An 18,539-nucleotide genomic window follows, 5' to 3' on the forward strand; every position below is an offset into this window, starting at 1 on the left:
ACATGGCTGCCACAAAATCACATCCATAATGTTGATTATAACAATATAGGTGTTATATCCGTTTCATCCCCCGCGGACGGTCTCGGATGAAGCGCGAAGAACGACACCAACGGATCATCAATCTGCTGATCGAAAAGCGAACCGTCGATCTCGACGATCTGGCGGAGCTTTTTGCCATCTCCAAGATGACCGTTCACCGTGATCTGGACGAGCTTGAGCAGGCAGGGGTGCTTCGCAAAGTGCGCGGCGGCGCAACGATCGACGCAGGTACCCAGTTCGAGAGCGATTTTCGGATCCGCGAACGTCAGGATCATGCCGCCAAGCACGCCATCAGCAAGGCAGCTGTCGATCTGGTCGAACCCGGCATGACCGTCATGGTCAATGACGGATCGATGGCGGCCGTGCTCGGCGAGGCACTGGCCGACAAACGTCCGCTGACGGTTATCACCAACAACGCGGCCGTCATGGAGCGGCTGAAAACCGAGACCGGCATCACGCTGATCGCCCTCGGCGGCGTCTATTCGCCCAAGTTCAACGCATTCTTCGGCGTGGTCACGGAAGAGGCTTTATCGCGGCTGCGAGCCGACGTTGCGTTCATCTCAACCCCGGCCGTCGCATCGGGGCAGGCCTATCACATGGACGACGCCGTGATCCGGGTTAAACGGGCGATGATGGCATCGTCGGCGCGCGCTTACCTGCTCGTCAACCACGAGCGGATTGGCCACACGGCGCTGCATGTCCTCGCCAGTCTCGATCAATTCGCCGCCGTCATCACCAACAATCAGCCTGAGGCCCAACTGCTTCGAGACATCGAAGACACGGGCGTCACACTGACCATCGCATCGTCGGGAGGATCACATCGATGACCACATCGCCAAGCTTCTGGATCGGCACCAGCTGGAAGATGAACAAGACGCTTGCCGAAGCTCTGGAGTTCGCGGCCGCCGTGAAGGCAGCCGATGAAGACAGGGATTCACGCATCCAGCGCTTCGTCATTCCGCCATTTACCGCCACGCGCGAGGTCAAGGCTGCCCTTGCCGGAACCTCCGTCAAAGTCGGCGCGCAGAACATGCACTGGGCCGATCAGGGTGCCTGGACCGGCGAAATCTCGCCGCTGATGCTGAAGGACTGCAATCTCGACCTCGTCGAGCTCGGCCATTCCGAGCGGCGCGAGCATTTCGGCGAGACGAATGAAAACGTCGGGCTAAAAACCGAAGCAGCGGTTCGCCACGGGCTCATCCCGCTGATCTGCATCGGAGAGACGCTCGCCGATCGCGACAGCGGCAACGCACAGCAGGTCCTTGCGGATGAGGTTCGCGGTGCCCTTTCCAAACTGTCGGGCGACCAGAAGAATGCCGAGATCCTGCTCGCCTACGAACCGGTCTGGGCGATCGGCGAGAATGGCATTCCCGCCACCGCAGATTACGCATCCGCCCGCCATGCCGAGATCATCGATGTGGCGCAGTCCATCCTTGGACGCCGCATCCCCTGCCTCTATGGCGGGTCGGTCAATCCCGGCAATTGCGAAGAACTGATTTCGAGCCCTCATATCGACGGGCTCTTCATTGGCCGTTCCGCCTGGAATGCCGAGGGCTATCTCGACATCCTGGCAAAATGTGCCGCCAAACTCTGAGGAGACATGACCATGAAGCTTGCAATTGCAGGAGACAGCGCCGGCGAAGGCCTGGCAAAGGTTCTCGCTGATCATCTGAAGGACCGTTTCGACGTGCACGAAGTATCGCGTACCGATGCCGGTCCCGATGCGTTCTACGCGACGCTTTCCGACCGGGTCGCCTCCGGTGTCATCGACGGCACCTATGACAAGGCCATCCTGGTTTGCGGAACCGGCATCGGTGTCTGCATCTCGGCCAACAAGGTCCCCGGCATCCGCGCCGCACTGACACACGATACCTATTCGGCTGAACGCGCCGCCCTCTCCAACAACGCCCAGATCATTACCATGGGTGCCCGCGTGATCGGCACCGAACTGGCCAAGGCGATTGCGGACGCCTTTCTGGCGCAGACTTTTGACGAGAACGGTCGCTCGGCCGGAAATGTCCAGGCGATCAACGAGGTAGACGGGAAGTACAACGCCCGCTGAACCTTTTCCGTGACCGGATAATGTCCGGTCACGCCCTCCTCCCCGACTGACAGATGTTGACACAAGATTCACGTGTCCTTTTCCGTGGCCATACCCCGTCGACGCTCGCTCAACGGGCAGGCCTACGGGCGACTGGAAACCTAGTCCCCACACCTCTCAAAAATCCTAGTGTCTATCGTCTTTCCGGCGGCAGGAACCTTAATGTTCCAAACTACGTTTCTGCGCCACCTGCGGGTATCAGGGGAGGAGAAACGATGATTGAACATAGCGTTTTCGTACAACGCCACTTTGGCACTCCAGCAAAGCAAATCATGTTTGAAACGAGAGCGATGGCCGCAGCGCAGCTTGTCGCTTTAGCAGCGCCATTCGATCCGCAGGCATAGGCCACACCTACCCCACCTGCTTTCCGTTTCCGTCAATCTTTCTACAGTTTCTAAGTGCGCTGCCCAGCGGACGATCTCGACCGGAGTGTCAATGTCAGAAACCACCTCGACCAAGCCAGGCGCAACAGCCGCCACCCTTACCCCGGAACAGGCAGAACAGGCACGGCGCGCCTATCTTCTCAAACGTTTCTGGGTCAGCGCTCGCGGCTACTGGGGTCGCGATGGCGACAAGATCGCCTGGGTATGCTCGATAACGCTTCTCGCGCTCATCGGTGTCAACGTGGCTTTCCAGTATGGTATCAACGTCTGGAACCGCGGACTGTTCGATGCGATCGAGCAGCGGAATGCCGATCAGGTCTATTCTCTAGGCCTTCTGTTTCCGCCGCTCGTGCTTGGAAGCGTCGCGCTCGTCAGTTCGCAGGTCTATCTGCGCATGCTGATGCAGCGCCGCTGGCGCTCGTGGCTCACGAAATCATTGATCTCTCGGTGGCTTACGAATGGACGCTACTACCAGCTGAACCTGATCGGCGGCGATCACCAGAACCCGGAAGCCCGCATTTCCGAGGATATGCGGATCGCGACGGAATCGCCCGTGGATTTCACGTCAGGGGTGATTTCGGCTTTCGTGTCGGCGTCGACCTTCATCGTCGTCCTGTGGACGATCGGTGGCGCGCTGACGATTCCGATCGCCGGAAATTACGTCACCATACCCGGCTTCCTCGTGATTGCGGCGGTCGTCTATGCCATCATCACATCGAGTTCGATCGCGGTCATCGGCCGGAACTTTGTGAAAGTGTCCGAGAATAAGAACCAGGTCGAAGCGGAGTTCCGCTACACGCTGACGCGCGTGCGCGAAAACGGCGAGAGCATTGCGCTGCTGGGCGGCGAAGAGGAAGAGCGCAACGATCTCGATCGGACCTTCGCAAATGTCCGTCAGCAGTGGCGGCTGCTTGCGTGGCAATATATGCGCACGTCCTTGGTCTCACACGGATCGATGCTCATTGCACCGGTCGTTCCGGTCTTGCTCTGTGCGCCAAAGTTCCTCGATGGCAGCATGTCACTGGGTCAGGTCATGCAGGCGGCGTCGGCATTCACAATCGTTCAAGGTGCGTTTGGATGGCTGGTCGACAACTATCCCCGTCTCGCCGACTGGAATGCCTGCGCCCGTCGCGTAGCCTCGCTGATGGTTTCGCTTGATGGTTTGGAACAGGCCGAACAGAACGAAACTGTCGGACGGATCAAGCATGGCGAAACTGAGGGTGACACCATGCTCAGCCTGAACGAGGTCTCCGTCTCGCTTGGCGACGGCACTGCCGTTGTCAAGGAAACGCAGGTGGAGATCGGGCCCGGCGAACGCGTCCTCGTGGCGGGTGAATCCGGATCCGGCAAGAGTACGCTGGTGCGAGCCATTGCGGGGCTGTGGCCATGGGGAGAAGGAAGTGTCAACTTCCGCAAGGGCCAGGAACTGTTCATGCTGCCCCAGAAACCATATATCCCCTCGGGCACTCTGCGTCGCGCCGTCGCCTACCCGAAACCGGCAGACACGTGGTCGGCAGAAGAAATTCATGTTGCCCTCGACAAAGTCGGGCTCGGGCACCTGCGCGACAGGATCGAGGACGAAGCGCCATGGGACCACACGCTGTCAGGAGGAGAGAAGCAGAGGTTGGCGTTTGCCCGGCTTCTCCTCAACGACCCTGACATCATTGTCCTTGATGAAGCGACCTCCGCTCTCGACGAAAAGACGCAGGACAAAATCATGGAGATGATGATCGACGAGCTGCCCAACGCCACAATCCTGAGCGTGGCACACCGCGTAGAGCTTGAACAGTTTCACAGCCGGAAGATCACGCTCGAGCGCCGGGAAGGCGGGGCAAGGCTGGTTAGCGACGTCGATCTCGCGCCTTATACACGCGGCCGAAACGTCTTGTCGCGACTTCTCGTCCGCCCGATCATCAAGCCGTAGAGGATGTGAATGAGAGTTCGGCTCAGATTCAGACAACGCCCTGTGTAAAAGTCGGAACTGATGCCTCGCCAAAATGTTCAATTGTACGGTAACGTACAGAGAATGTGATGCCGAGGTCCGAAATGAGCCAAGCCGGAGTTATTCTCGTCGTTGAAGATGAGCCCGTCCTCCGATTTATATTGGTGGAGGAGTTGCAGGATGCCGGGTACGAGGTTTTTGCCGCGGTCGATGCAGCCCAAGCCATAGACATCCTGGAGAGCAACTTCGATATCCAACTTCTCCTGACGGATATCGACCTGTTTGCCGAGGGTGAAGGCGTGGAACTCGCTCGGATGGTGCGCGATAGATGGCCCCCGATCCGGATCATCCTCACGTCGGGAAACTGGACGCTTCAACAATCCGAGCTTACGTTTGCAGAACGCTTTATCCCCAAACCCCATGGGCCGGGCGTACTTCTCCAGACCATCAGAGAGTGTATGCTTTGACATGCTCTTATGGAACCATTTTGCGCAAACGGCGTTATGCAGAGAGACCAAGGGATGACTCCGCGTTTACCGTTACGACGCGAGGGATTGCTTGAGGCGACGAATTCGACTGAGACCTTTGCATAAATGACAATGACCGGGGCCCCGTCCGACGCACGGGATGGAGATACGAAACCCATGCACCGCAAATTGCTTGAATCGTTTTACGGCTACGGTGCCGCAACAACAGTCGTCGCTGTTGGTCTTTTGGCGGTGTGGTTAATTCGGTGACCTCTTGCGCCGTACCGAGGGCTCGCTGACTCATACCGGTCCGCCAAGACGCCGCCTCTGGTTTTGCCGGAGACAGCAGTTGCGCGAGAAGACCGGCTTCTCGGGAATATTCTGCGGAAACAACGCTTCGCCTTAGAGGTTGAACACAGACTGTGGCCACTATCCTCCACGCGTCAAACACCGTCTCCCCACCCCTCCCGTTTTCTGTTAGACCCGATCTCCAGACTGAAGCCATTAAACTGAAATGAGCGTAGCCTTCATGTGCCGAACAGCCAGTGAGCCTCTGACGTGATGCAGATCCTTTCAGAGATAGAAGGCGAAATGGCTTCGCGGATTCGCGCGGTCGATTGGGGCACAACCAGCTTAGGACCTATCGAGGACTGGCCGATAGAGCTGCAGACCACGCTGGCCTTGTGCCTCCATACCGATCTGCCAACTGCCATCTACTGGGGAGACGAAATGCGTCTCCTTTATAACGATGCGTGGTCGCCGATCGCTGGAGAAAAACACCCGTGGGCATTGGGTCGCCCCGCGTCGACCGTCTGGGCGGACATCTGGGATATCATAAAACCGCAACTCATGGCCGTCGTCGAGACGGGCAAGGGTTTTCGTGTGGCCGATCAAATGCTGCCGATGCTTCGCGGCGGACGCGTTCAGCATACGCATTGGGACTACAGCTTCGCACCGATCTTTTCGGCGGAAGGTCGTGTCGTCGGGGTTTTCAACCAAGGTACCGAGACGACCGCCCGCCTCTCTGCGCAACGGGCGTTGCGGGCGAGCGAAGAGCGACTGGAATACGCACTCGGCGCCTCAGAAACTGTCGGGACGTGGGACTGGGACATCCCGAACGACAGCGTGGTGGCCGACGCGCGATTTGCCAAGATCTACGGCGTTGAGCGGAGCGTTGCCGCCAGCGGCGCTCCGATCGGTGCTTTTTTCCGTCTGGTTCATCCCGATGATCTGCCGGCCCTTCAATCCGCGATCGACGAAGCGCTGAAGACGGGCACTATATTTTCGCAGGAATACCGGCTCGTCGACGCGGATGGTTCCGTCCGGTGGGTGACTGCCCAAGGCCGCGTCACGCTTGCGCCGGACGGTACACCATTGCGGTTTCCGGGTGTGTCATTTGACATCACCGATCGCCGCGTTGTCGAAATCGCGCTGCGGGAGAGCGAGGAACGCTTCCGTGCGATCACCAATTCGATCGACCAGATGATCTGGGCCACGCAACCCGACGGCCACCACGATTATTACAACCAGCGTTGGTACGACTTCACGGGCGTCCCGCAAGGCTCGACAGACGGCGAGGAATGGAACGGCGTTTTCCACCCTGACGATCAGGATCGCGCCTGGTCCACCTGGCGTCGCAGCCTCGTCACAGGAGAGCCCTACCACATCGAGTACCGCCTCCGACATCGTAGCGGTAACTATCGATGGGTTCTCGGCCGCGCGCAGCCTGTGCGGAAGGAGGATGGCGAAATCAGCCGCTGGTTCGGGACATGCACCGATATCCAGGACATCGTTGATGCACGCGATATTCTGTCGAAGTCCCGCGAGGAACTGGCGCGTGAAGTGGAAGAAAGAACCGCGAAGCTGGTCGACGCGCAGGACCAGTTGCGCCAGGCGCAGAAAATGGAAGCCGTTGGCCAGCTCACGGGCGGCATCGCGCATGACTTCAACAATATGCTTGCCGTCATACTGGGTTCGATCAGCCTGCTCGAAAAGCGGTTGGCGCGAGGTGAGGTCGATGTCGGCCGCTACATCGAGGCCGCAAAGGATGGCGCAACGAGAGCTGCGTCACTGACGCACCGCCTGCTCGCTTTCTCGCGACGGCAACCGCTTCAGCCGGAGGTGATCGACCCCAATCGCATGATTGCCGGAATGTCGGAATTGCTGACCCGCACGCTCGGGGAGCATGTTTCCGTGGAAACCGTCTTGGCGGCCGGACTGTGGAAAGTCTATGCCGACAGCAGTCAGCTGGAAAACGCCATTCTCAACCTCGCCGTGAATGGCCGCGATGCCATGCCCCGCGGCGGCAACCTGACGGTCGAAACCGCAAACTCGTATCTTTCCGACGAATACGCGCAGGACAATGCAGTGGCAGCCGGGCAATATGTCATGATTGCCGTATCGGATACCGGAACGGGGATGACGCCCGAGGTTATGGCGAAGGCTTTCGATCCGTTTTTCACCACCAAGGAGGTCGGCAAGGGATCGGGTCTGGGACTAAGCCAGATCTTCGGCTTCGTCAGGCAGTCGAGCGGGCACGTCAAAATTTATTCGGAAGAGGGCGTCGGGTCATCTATCAAGATCTACCTGCCGCGGCATCACGGTGAGGTTGAAGCCCCCGTAAACATCCAGGGCGTCGTCAAGCAGCCGGGCCGGGGCAGCGTTTCCGAGACGATCCTTGTCGTAGAGGACGACCAGCGCGTGCGCGTTTTCTCCACCGAGGCGCTTCGGGAACTGGGATATACCGTCGTCGAAGCCGCATCGGGCGAGCAGGCGCTCACCTTGATCAGGGCAGGTCTCAAGCCGACCTTGTTGTTTACAGATGTCGTGATGCCGGGGATGACAGGCCGAGAATTGGCCGACGCCGCCAAGGTTCTGATGCCGGAATTGAATATTCTCTATACGACTGGCTACACCCGCAACGCCGTTGTCCATAACGGCGTGCTGGAGGGGGGAACGCACCTCTTGCAAAAACCCTTCAGCCTCGATCAGCTTGCCGATAAAATACGGAAGGTGCTGGACCAGTAGCCTTCGCGAATAAAGCGGGGCGGCGTGAGGAGCGTTCGAACTCGGGGCTGGACCGACGGGCAAGCCTGTCTGCGCACAGCTCGCGGTCCGATCAGAGAATGGACAATCGACGAGCGAAATGGGAGGCGGCGGCGCGTACACTCGCGCCGTCATCATTGGCCTGTGATTTTCGCGTATAGCAATGCAACGCTTCGACCCCGTCGGCATTCACCGGATAGACAAGATCGACATGCTCCCTCTTCGATCCCGACCTCTGCTCTTGCAGGGGTTTGGCGGAAAGGCACGGTATCCGTCACCATAGGAGAGGATCAAAGGAGCCGTGAATCCAACCCGCAACCTCATTTTCATTCTTGGCGATCAGCTATCCTTGTCGGTATCGAGCCTTGAGGGTGCCGATCCCACGCAGGATATGGTCCTGATGTGCGAGGTGGTGGAGGAGGCGACCTATGTCGAGCATCACAAACTGAAACTCGCCTTCATCTTTTCCGCAATGCGCCATTTTGCCGATGAGCTGCGTGCGAAAGGCTTCTGCGTCCGGTACGTGCGGCTTGATGACCGCGACAATTCAGGCTCCTTCACGACCGAGCTTTTGCGCGCGATTGCAGAGACGTCACCCCGATCGATCATCGTCACCGAAGCTGCCGAGTGGCGCGTTCTTTCCGCCATGGAAGACTGGCAAGATCTGGTAAATCTGCCGGTAGAGGTGCGGCAGGACACGCGGTTTATCTGTTCGACGACGGAGTTCAAAGCCTGGGCCAAGGACCGCAAGGCTCTGACGATGGAGTATTTCTATCGGGACATGCGGCGCAAGACCGGCCTCTTGATGAACGGTGACCATCCCGAAGGCGGCCGGTGGAATTTCGACAGTGAAAATCGCAAACCTGCCAAAGCCGACCTGTTTCGCCCGAAGCATCATGTCTTTCCGCCCGACGCAGCAACGCAGGAGGTTCTTGCGCTCGTCGAGCGCACGTTCCCGAACAATATGGGTTCGACGGAGAATTTCTCGTTTGCAGTGACCCGCACCGATGCGGAGAAGGCAGCCGATGGATTCATCCGCGATTTCCTACCGAATTTCGGCGAAACGCAGGACGCGATGCTGGCCGAAGAGCCGTTCCTGAACCACGCGCTTCTCTCCTTCTACATCAATGTTGGACTGCTCGATCCGCTCGCACTATGCCGGGCTGCGGAGCGCGCGTATTTCGAAGGACACGCGCCGCTGAATGCGGTTGAGGCTTTCATCCGCCAAATCATCGGCTGGCGCGAATATATCCGCGGCATCTATTGGCTGAAAATGCCGGGATACGAGACAAGCAATTTCTTCGCCGCATCCCGTCCCCTGCCGGACTTTTTCTGGAGCGGTGAAACGGACATGGCCTGCATGTCCACAGTGATCAAACACACGATTACCCATGCCTACGCGCATCATATCCAGCGTCTGATGGTGGTCGGAAATTTCTCGATGCTGGCAGGTCTTGATCCCTACGCGGTCCATCGCTGGTATCTGGAAGTCTATGCCGACGCCTACGAATGGGTTGAACTGCCCAATGTGATCGGAATGAGTCAATTCGCCGACGGTGGGTTTATGGCCTCCAAGCCATACGCCGCAGGCGGCGCGTATATTTCTCGTATGTCCAATTACTGCGAAAGCTGCCGGTATGACGTGTCGCGGAAAACTGGCGAGAAAGCCTGTCCCTTCAATGCCTTGTACTGGGATTTCCTCGCCCGTAATGCCGAGTCACTGTCGGGCAACCACCGTTTGGCGCAGATGTATGCGTCATGGCGACGGATGTCGGCAGGAACGCAGCAGGCCTATCGCAACAGCGCTTCTGCATTTCTCGGGAAACTGGATGACGGAAGCCGTGTTTGACCGTGTGGCAATAGGCCGGCGACGGAGCATCTGAGGAGCGCCCTCGCAGAATGAATGGATCCGATCGCCGACGGGTTCCGTGTCTCTACCCGCAAGAGTGAGCCGGGATCATGCGGAATGGTCCTCCGCTCTCGGAAGGAAAAACAGGGCAGAGGCGAACCGGGTTCACTTGTTCCTTCGAGAACTGGTCGCGACCGACCGTCCTCGAACGATCTGCCGCCCGGTCCGGATGGACGAACCTATCTCCCCGTTTTGTCGCTCGACGATCGACCGAGATGACAATCTTGCGCGTAAGATAGGACCTCATGGGCAAGGACTGGGTTCGCCAAAGGCAAACGCCGCCGCAGGGCAGCGCCTTTCAAGGAGCATACCACCGCAAGATCCGCTTTCAGCGGTGCTGCCGCGAGGGTAAGGCTCGGCTGCGTCAGGCGATTGTACAAGCGGAACCGCGCCGCAATCGTGTTTTCTTCTGCGGGGGCGTAAAGCTGCGACAGCGTGACGAGCTTTGCGATTTCCTCTGGCTGTTCCCCGACCGCTTGCCTGACCATCGCATACCGGACCCAGAAGTTTCCATCACTCGGGAGGCAGTGAACCGCAAAGCGCACCACGTTCTCTGCCTCCCCAAGCGCGCTCGACCAGTTGTCGTAATCGACATCCGGGCTTTGCGTATCCAGCCGGACGAGCGCAACCGTTACAGCTGCTTTGACGAACTCGCTTTGGCAAACATCGTCTCTGAGAAGCAGTCTCATCTGCGGTAGAGTTCCTTCGAGCAACTCCCGCGAGACCGGTCTGTCGCGTTCAATCTGGGCCGCGATGTGTCGCATGGTCCCGAACCGGGCGTAACGTGAGATCTGTGTTACCGAGATCGCCAGGCTTCCCATGCAGAGCAGGACGACCGCTCCGATGAGAAGCGGTCTGCGACCACGCCGCGTCATTCTCAGCCTTCCTGGTAGTACTGGGAGTATCGCGAGTAATAATATTCGCTGGAGCCATAGGCTCGGTAGAGCTTCATCCGTTCCTGGTCGACCTTGTTGAGCACGACACCAAGACACTTGTCGCGGACATAGGGATCGGAAGCGAGAACCTGACGAACGACCCGGCGTGCTGTCTTGCCCCATTCGGTGACGAAGATGAACCCGTCAATTCGGCCTGCAATGGCGCGGGCATCGACGACCGGGCCGAGAGGCGGCAGATCGATGATGATATAGTCTGCGGTATTGCTGATGTCTGCGAGCACCTGGCGCATGCGCGCGGACGATAGTAGTTCGGACGAATGCGGAATGCGGTGACGGACAACTGCAGGCAAAAACGCAAGTTTAGTCCGATCGTTTCGGAGGAAAAGCGACTGCGGATCCCTGTTGTCGATGAGCACTTCAAGAAGGCCGGATTCCGCATGTCTCCCGATCGCCCGCGTCGCGCCCGGGTTGCGCAAATCGCCGTCGATCAGGACGGTTCTGTTTCCTTGCCCCGCCAGCAACTCGGCAAAATTCACCGCAATCGTTGACTTGCCTTCTCCAGGCAATGACGAAACGACGCCGATGATCTTGCAACTCTTGCCGGTAAGCGCGAGGTCTGCAGCAATCTTGGCGCTTCGAAGCGTTTCCGCGAAGGCGGAGAGTGGGTGATCGATGACGTAATTCGAAACGGCATGGGTCTTTCGAACCTGGCCGATGCCACGACCGTCAGAGCTATCCGGAGCATCGACGGCCTTTGCCGGAGCCACTATTGGCGCAATGCCCAGAAATTCCAGATTGAGAACGTCGCGAACCTGTTCGCCGGTTCTGAAGAAACGGTCCCGGAACTCGCGAAACGCGCCAAGGCCACTCCCGACCGCGGCACCGATAATCACGAACAGTGCCAGCACCAATGGCTTGCGGGGATGGCTCGGACTGTCGGGTGCAGCTGCTCGCGTGATGATACGTGCTTCTGTGACCGGGAAGGACTGTTGCTGTATGGCCTCCTGATACCGCTGCAGGAAGGTCTGGTACATGTTCTTGTAGGTGTCAGCTTCCCGCTCGAGTTCTCTCAGCTGTACCTGGGTCTCGCTCGCGGTGGCGCTGATGCCTGTGGCCTGCGCGACCGAATCCGTCAGGCTCTTTTCCCGGGCCTTGGCAACGTTGAGATCGCTCTTGTAGCTTTCGGCGATACGATTGACCTCTTCGAACATCAGACGGTTGTATTCCGTCATTTCGCTGCGCAGCCTGATCGCTTGAATATGATTGACTCCGAGACGATCGGATATCTGCGCTTCCCGCTTGGAGGCATCAAGATATTTCTGGCGCAGTTCGTTGGAAATGGAACTGTCGAGAACATCCGTAACGATCGCGTCTCCTTGGCCCGAAGCGATGATCTGCGCGATCCGCTGCAGGCGCGCCTCAGCTTTTGCGGTATCGGACTGCGCGACGATCAATGCGCTGTTGAGTTCGGACAACTGCTGGTCAGCAACCAGAACCGAGCCGGCAGCAACGAGGCCGTTGGAACTGCGGAACTTCTGGACGGCAAGATCCGAGTCCAAAGCCTTCTGGCGCAGTTCGGCTATGCGATCCTGCAGCCAGCCGCTTGCGCGCCTGGTTGCCTCATATTTCGAATTAAGCTTGTCAACCAGATAGGCCTCTCCGATCGCGTTGGCGATCTTCGCAGCGAGAGAAGACGATGGAGAGGTGTAGCTGATGCTCAAAACATAAGTGCGACCAACGCGGCTGATCTCCATGTTCCAAAGGAGCGTGTTCGCAGCGGCGCGGCGTTTCGCCTCCACCTGATCGCTGGTTTCGGGTTCAACAACGAACCAAGAAGAGACATTTGCCAGCGACCGGAGCGTTCCGACCATCGTTCCAATGACAGACCCTCCGGCACTCGCAAACGCCGCATCATTCGTAAGGTCGAGCTTATCCACGACGGACATTGCAATCGTGTCCGATTTCAGGAGTTCAACTTGACTGAGAACGGAACCCTCGTCGTCGACCACGCCACCAATTGTCGAAAGCTGCTGAACGACTTCTCTATTGCCTTGGTCGATCAAGACGCTGACGTTGGACGTATAAAGAGGAACTGCCGTGAATATATACGCCAATCCTAGGACAATAGCGGCCGCCACTGCGGCCGCTACGATCATCCATTGTCGTCTGGCGATCGCTAAAACAGCGTCGAAATCAATTCCTTGAACGGAGCGCTCTAAATCGACATCGTCGCCTTGCAGGCCACCAGAGAAACTCTTGTTATGAATCTGCAAGAAAAACCTCGCTCAATGAAATGCCAGACAGTAGCCGCCTCAGAACGACGCCGTGGTCGAACTGCCTTCGACGATCGTCGTCGAGCCGCCGTCTTCGCTCGCGTAATATCCGCTACCGCCGCCGGAAGAGAAGCTGGACGAGCCCGAGCCGGTCGACGCAGTCGTTCCCGCGCCACCATTGCTGCCGCCACCCGGCGTGCCGCCGCCGCCAATCGCGCCAGCGCCACCGGTTGCCGAGCCGCCACCGCTGAGGCCGCCGCCAAGAGACGCAGTCTGCGTTTCGCTGTTGGCCGCGAGAAACGCTGTCTCGAGGGCGCGATTGCCGCTGTCCGCGATAGCGTCCTGGATACGGGAGGCATATTCGGGATTGACGGTAGCGCAGGCCCTTGCGGCACGAGCAAGCCCCGCGCCGATCGCGGCAGCCTGACCGGCATTAGCCTTTGCAGCGATGGCAATCAGCGGGGACAGTGCGTCGGCGCTGGATCCGGCGAGCGAACGAGCCTGATTGGACAGTGGAAGTCCGCCAGACGAGAACTGCGACAACAGACTTTCTGGAGCTGCGAGAAACGCGCTGATCTCGGCATCAGACATCCGGGCCGGCGCGACGAAGCATCCCGCCGTTGGCAAAGCCGACTGTGCATGAGCCGAAGAAAGGTCAGCAATACCTGAAACTAGAGCAGTTACAAGCGCGATACCTGCAATATTACTTATAAAAACCTTATGCATGACTGTCTCCCGAAGATTACTAAACTAATCAATCCATCGCACAGAAGTAAAAAATCATCAATAGAGAGATTAAATTACTGTTAACTTGTGAATTTGAGGCCAAAACTCACGGGGCGAGTTCTCGAACAGCATCGCGGGTGGCGATGGCATCCGACGGAACACCAGCGACAGTCGACGTCACAGAATTCAGGATGTTGAGGAACTTCAGCGTTTCGACGGAGTCGGAGTTGGACACATAGATCGTGTCCTTATCCTGCATCGGGAACTTCTGGACAGCGAAGAGAGCCGAAGGATCTCTCATATTGGCTCTGAAGATGACGGGAACCATTTCGCCGCTGAACCGACTGGTATCTACGCCCAGCTTAGCCAGGAAGTCTTTCTTGACTGTGCGGTAGAGCATTACCTGCGCCGGATTTGCACGCGAGTCCAGCAATCCGCCCGCCTTCCCCAGTGCTTCACCAAGGGTCAGCTTCGATTCCTCGAAGTCAAACCTGCCATTGAGACCCGAGGCGCCAAATGCAAGGTAGGTTCGACGTTCACGATCGACCAGAATGGTGTCGCCAGGTGCGACATAGATGTTTTCAGACGGCGTGGCGACCAGATAATCGTAAAGGACAGTCGCCGATTTTCCGCGTCTTTGCAGCGTAATATAGGTTTCGATGCCGGGCGAGCTCAGGCCGCCGGCTTCTGAAACGACGTCAAGCACGCGCTCACCAGCTTCCGTCAACTCTATCTTCGCAGGCGAGCGTACGTCGCCCAGAACCGCGACCTGAGCAGATCGGCTGCTGACCTTCGTGATCAACACCTGCGGCTCAATCGCGCGGTTGGCGAGTGCATCCTCAACTTGTCGCTGGACGTCCTCCACCGGACGCCCGGCGGCCGGGATACGACCGGCGTAAGGGACGCTGATCGTACCCTCCCGATCGATTGTCTGGTTCGGTAGCGACACGTAGTTACCAGGACGACTCCCGGCGTCGTTGGGAATAAACAGGCCGCCGGACTGGGATTCAAAGACGGAGACCTGAACGACGTCACCAACGCCGAGCGGCAAGCTCGGGGCTCCGCCACGACCGCCGCCGAACCCCCCTTTAAGGGATGTCGCCTTGGTATCCTCTACATAAGCAAGCACAGATTTACTAATGTCGACCAGAGCATAGTCGATCCCGACGGCCTGTGCCTTTTTGGCTGATGTAACCTTTGCAGTTGCCTGCGCCTCCACCTGCCGAGAATCTGGTCCAGAGTTTGGCAGCGCCGTGCATCCCGACAGGAATGACGTCGCCACAAGAACAAAAGTCGATGCGGTTTTGATTTTCACGTGTGTCCCCTTAGAAGCCCGAAGCGAAACTTGCACACGAGATTATTTATTTCTAGTTTAGATTGGAAAGTAACAAATGACTCCAGAACGAAACGAAGCTTTGTTGCTGATAAATCACAGATTTAATTTATAATCATATATATTATTTGTGCCTAAGCTATAAAATAGTACAATAGAATCTATCTTACTAATGTAGATGCTTTGGATAAACTGCATATCTCAAGCAGCAGGCAACTGTTTATCTCGCAGGCTGGCCGCCGACGGCAATTGCCCCGCCACACTTGTTTGGATCGTTCGATTTCGCCTGTTTTTCGACCCACCTTTTAGATCGGCAACGCAGACAACGACGATCGGCGCCAAGGTCGCAGCCACGAAAATGGCGAGGCCGGAGATCTGGATTGAGAAGTCGAAGGCGGAGTGAACGAGAAGCAGCAACACCACCGCGAAGCCGGATTCCGGGACATAACGAAGGCGACGCCTCGCTGCCATTCCTCTGACGAGGCACGATAAGACAAAGGCCAGTCCAAACGCGATGATGAATATGCCGGCGACGCCCAACGCGAAGACTGCTTCGAGATAGACATCGTGGGCACGATTCCAAACCGTATAGACGCCGCAGTCCGGATCGCGATACGCTGTAAAAGCGGTTTCGAAACTTGCCAGTCCGGTCCCGAACGGAAAATGATCGGATACCCCCGAGCCCAATCCCGGCATGATGCAAAAGCGGCCGTCGCTTGCGCCCTGCACTTCTGCTCGGAGCAAAGCTCTGCCAGAAAACGACAGGAAGCCTGCTGCGAATAGGCCGGTTAAAGCAATCGCTATCAGAAATGCGCCAACGCGAATGGATCTAAGGCCGGTACTCCGAAGCGCAGGGACAGGATGCTTGTTCTGCGAAGATCTGAACACGAACAACAGGGTCATCAACAGAAGCGCGGCAAAACTTGCCGCAACCCCGGCCCGGGACTTCGTCAGCACAAGAGCCGTGACCGATACCATAAACAGTATCGCAAAGCTTAGTACTCCTCGAACTGCCTTTCGTTGATCGAATGGAAGACCCCTGCCTTGATCCAGCGACGTGAGAATTCGCCGGACCCCAACACACCGCAGGTGAGACGAAAGGATTCCATAGTTCAGGATGGCGACAATCCCGAAATAGGTTGCGGCGGTGTTCCGATTGACAAAGAAGCCGGTTAGGCTGTCGAGGTAAGCCGTCTTTGCGATGAAGAGGAGTGTATTGGGCGCGATCAGGAATTGGGCGATGGAGAGAAGAGCGACAACGGCTCCTGCTATCGCCAGGCCTTTGAGGGTGGCGATAGCTCGTTCGTCGCTGTCGCACAAAATAATCCCGAGCAGAAAGACCTCAACCGGCACGAGGAAACGAAGCAAAGATGCCCAGTCATCCGCAGGCGTCAAGGATATCACCGGGGAAGCATCGAGCTGAAACTTGGCCAGGTCTCTCCACGACGGTTGACTAAAGATTGCTTCAGGCAGCGGAGTAGTCTGGAACATTACCCATGCGAAGGCGACCAGAGCCAATACGATAGCCGCTTTCACTGCCGGCTCCCCTGCCTTGGGGATCCCTCGGACGAAGACGGCGATACAAAGCAGGAGAGCACTTGCTAATCCGTAGATCGCGAGAGTGGAAATTTGCACGGCGCCAAAATTCAAAAGCACCAACGCGAATGCTGACCAGTGCAAAACTAGAATGGATCGACAGCTTAAATCTTTTTGGAGCAAATTTTCTTGACGATCTTGCACGATCTCTCCTAATCCTAGATTTTCGATATTGGTTAGCGCTCGAAAACATACGGCACACGAGATAGACTATACTTTAGAAATTGATCAGTATTGAATGAACCACGGGATTTCGCACTCCATCAGCGTTAACTATATTTAATTATATACTCTCGCTTTTAACAAGCGGGCATCTATAGCTACCTCCCATATTTTTATGGTATTGGCTCCCGCAACCATTGATCCATCCAATCGAAACAGACGCATCATGAAATTTGGAACAAGCGGCCTTCGCGGTCTTGTCGTTGACCTCGAGGGGAGAGCCTCGGCGCTCTATGCGACGGCGTTTGCGCGCCATCTTCTTGAGGCCGGGCTTGCGAAACCGGGTGATCCGGTCTTGGTTGGTCGTGACTTTCGCGCTTCGAGCCCCGGTATATCGGCAACATGTATCGGCGCCCTGCAGCGAGCAGGACTCTGCGCGATCGACTGCGGTGCCGTTCCCACACCCGCGCTTGCACTATACGGTATGAAGCTCTCGGCTGCCTGCCTGATGATCACAGGATCGCATATCCCGGATGATCGCAACGGCATCAAATTCTACCGTGCCGATGGTGAGATCGACAAACACGACGAGATCCGGATCACGGCGATCGCCGGCGCCATGGCAGATGAAGAGATCGACGCCACTCCGGGCGAAGCTTCGGATCAGCACGTGGAGGCCGAAGCACTTTTCGTCGAACGGAACGTCATGCTGCTTGCTCCGGATGCATTGGCCGGATTGCGTGTCGGCGTCTATCAGCATTCCACAGTCGCGCGCGATCTCTTCGTTCAGGTTCTTGAAAAGCTGGGGGCGCAGGTCGTGCCGCTCGGACGCTCTGAGCGTTTCATTCCCGTCGATACGGAAGCCGTCTCTGCCGAGACGATTGCGCTGCTGCAGGGTTGGGCCCCACAATATCATCTCGACGCGATCGTGTCCGCGGATGGTGACGGCGACCGCCCGCTCGTCGCAGACGAAAAGGGGCAGCCGCTCAGAGGCGATCTGCTGGGCCTCATCACGGCAAACTTCCTTCATGCCAAGGTGGTCGCCACGCCGGTCACGTCCAATTCACGGATAGAATCTGCCGGCGATTACAGGGTTGTCAGGACGAAGGTCGGCTCTCCCTTCGTGATTGCGGCCATGCAATCCGCTGCCGACGCCGGTGAAACGGCGATCGTTGGCTTTGAGGCAAATGGCGGCACGTTGACCGGCTCCGATTTCACAGTAGCCGGAGGCACATTGAAGGCGCTGCCGACTCGCGACAGTTTCCTTCCCGCGCTCGCGACGCTTTCGCTTGTGGCGAAAGCCAAGCAGCCGCTGTCGCGTGTTGTTGCCGATCATCCGCTTGCTTTTGCAGCGGCGGACCGGTTGGAAAACTTCCCCGTTGAAACGAGTGCGGCACTGATGGCGCATCTGCGCGCAGCCGACGACAACCTTGCTGCTTTCCTCGCACCGATCGGCTCGGTCGCTGTGAAAAGCGACATCGACGGGCTTCGCGCGACACTCGAAGACGGGCGGATCATTCATCTTCGTCCTTCTGGCAATGCTCCGGAAATGCGCTGCTACGTCGAAGCGCCGGATGAACGGGCCGCCTCGGAATTGTTGGATCAAGGGCTTGATCTCATTCGGCATTGGGCGGCAGAACGTAACCGATGACAAATCTCAAAAGCAA

The 18,539-nt window shown here is 57.6% G+C and carries 14 protein-coding genes; 10 read left to right on the forward strand and 4 right to left on the reverse strand.

Going from position 1 to position 18,539, the window contains the following annotated elements; all coding sequences use genetic code 11:
* The first annotated feature begins 86 nt into the window (after positions 1-86).
* The 9 genes from ACQY1K_RS20985 to ACQY1K_RS21025 all read left to right on the forward strand — a co-directional run bounded on the left by ACQY1K_RS20985 (position 87) and on the right by ACQY1K_RS21025 (position 10,584).
* Positions 87-866: a DeoR/GlpR family DNA-binding transcription regulator gene (locus tag ACQY1K_RS20985; protein WP_430259203.1), complete on the forward strand. Its 780-nt coding sequence runs from the start codon at positions 87-89 to the stop codon at positions 864-866.
* On the forward strand, positions 863-1,633 hold the full coding sequence (locus tag ACQY1K_RS20990) for a triose-phosphate isomerase (RefSeq protein WP_430259205.1): 771 nt from the start codon (positions 863-865) through the stop codon (positions 1,631-1,633). Before ACQY1K_RS20985 ends, ACQY1K_RS20990 begins: the two co-directional genes overlap by 4 nt.
* Positions 1,634-1,645: 12 nt before the next feature.
* Positions 1,646-2,101 (forward strand): RpiB/LacA/LacB family sugar-phosphate isomerase, encoded by a 456-nt coding sequence (locus ACQY1K_RS20995; protein WP_062460374.1) that lies wholly within the window; start codon positions 1,646-1,648, stop codon positions 2,099-2,101.
* Positions 2,102-2,355: 254 nt separating this feature from the next.
* A complete protein-coding gene (locus ACQY1K_RS21000) occupies positions 2,356-2,484 on the forward strand; it encodes a hypothetical protein (RefSeq protein ID WP_274598295.1) in 129 nt (42 codons plus the stop codon).
* A gap of 91 nt (positions 2,485-2,575) precedes the next feature.
* Positions 2,576-4,447 carry an ABC transporter ATP-binding protein/permease gene (locus ACQY1K_RS21005; RefSeq protein ID WP_062458656.1) on the forward strand — a complete coding sequence of 624 codons (1,872 nt, stop codon included), beginning with the start codon at positions 2,576-2,578 and terminating at the stop codon, positions 4,445-4,447.
* Positions 4,448-4,569: 122 nt separating this feature from the next.
* On the forward strand, positions 4,570-4,932 hold the full coding sequence (locus ACQY1K_RS21010; protein WP_162237932.1) for a response regulator: 363 nt from the start codon (positions 4,570-4,572) through the stop codon (positions 4,930-4,932).
* Between the two features lie 591 nt (positions 4,933-5,523).
* Complete coding sequence (locus ACQY1K_RS21015) at positions 5,524-7,959, forward strand: PAS domain-containing protein (protein WP_430259208.1); 2,436 nt, start codon at positions 5,524-5,526, stop codon at positions 7,957-7,959.
* A gap of 319 nt (positions 7,960-8,278) precedes the next feature.
* Positions 8,279-9,826, forward strand: coding sequence for a cryptochrome/photolyase family protein (locus ACQY1K_RS21020; protein ID WP_430259210.1), 1,548 nt, complete (start codon positions 8,279-8,281; stop codon positions 9,824-9,826).
* Positions 9,827-10,131: 305 nt separating this feature from the next.
* Positions 10,132-10,584: a hypothetical protein gene (locus ACQY1K_RS21025; RefSeq protein ID WP_430259212.1), complete on the forward strand. Its 453-nt coding sequence runs from the start codon at positions 10,132-10,134 to the stop codon at positions 10,582-10,584.
* A 179-nt stretch (positions 10,585-10,763) separates the two neighbouring features.
* Here ACQY1K_RS21025 and ACQY1K_RS21030 read toward each other — a convergent pair whose 3' ends face one another.
* The 4 genes from ACQY1K_RS21030 to ACQY1K_RS21045 all read right to left on the reverse strand — a co-directional run bounded on the left by ACQY1K_RS21030 (position 10,764) and on the right by ACQY1K_RS21045 (position 16,854).
* Positions 10,764-13,022 (reverse strand): polysaccharide biosynthesis tyrosine autokinase, encoded by a 2,259-nt coding sequence (locus ACQY1K_RS21030; RefSeq protein ID WP_430260617.1) that lies wholly within the window; start codon positions 13,020-13,022, stop codon positions 10,764-10,766.
* A gap of 72 nt (positions 13,023-13,094) precedes the next feature.
* Positions 13,095-13,646: a hypothetical protein gene (locus tag ACQY1K_RS21035; protein WP_062458645.1), complete on the reverse strand. Its 552-nt coding sequence runs from the start codon at positions 13,644-13,646 to the stop codon at positions 13,095-13,097.
* 241 nt (positions 13,647-13,887) lie between these two features.
* Entirely contained in the window at positions 13,888-15,090 is a 1,203-nt protein-coding gene (locus tag ACQY1K_RS21040; protein ID WP_174197882.1) for a polysaccharide biosynthesis/export family protein, read from the reverse strand.
* Positions 15,091-15,315: 225 nt separating this feature from the next.
* Positions 15,316-16,854, reverse strand: coding sequence for an O-antigen ligase family protein (locus ACQY1K_RS21045; RefSeq protein ID WP_430259214.1), 1,539 nt, complete (start codon positions 16,852-16,854; stop codon positions 15,316-15,318).
* Between the two features lie 244 nt (positions 16,855-17,098).
* On the opposite strand from ACQY1K_RS21045, the gene ACQY1K_RS21050 reads away from it, so the two are divergent.
* Positions 17,099-18,523, forward strand: a complete 1,425-nt coding sequence (locus tag ACQY1K_RS21050; RefSeq protein ID WP_430259216.1) for a phosphomannomutase — start codon at positions 17,099-17,101, stop codon at positions 18,521-18,523.
* The last annotated feature ends 16 nt before the right edge of the window (positions 18,524-18,539 follow it).

It is taken from the genome of Neorhizobium sp. IRS_2294 (genome assembly GCF_050500145.1).
Classification (GTDB): Bacteria; Pseudomonadota; Alphaproteobacteria; order Rhizobiales; family Rhizobiaceae; genus Neorhizobium; species Neorhizobium soli.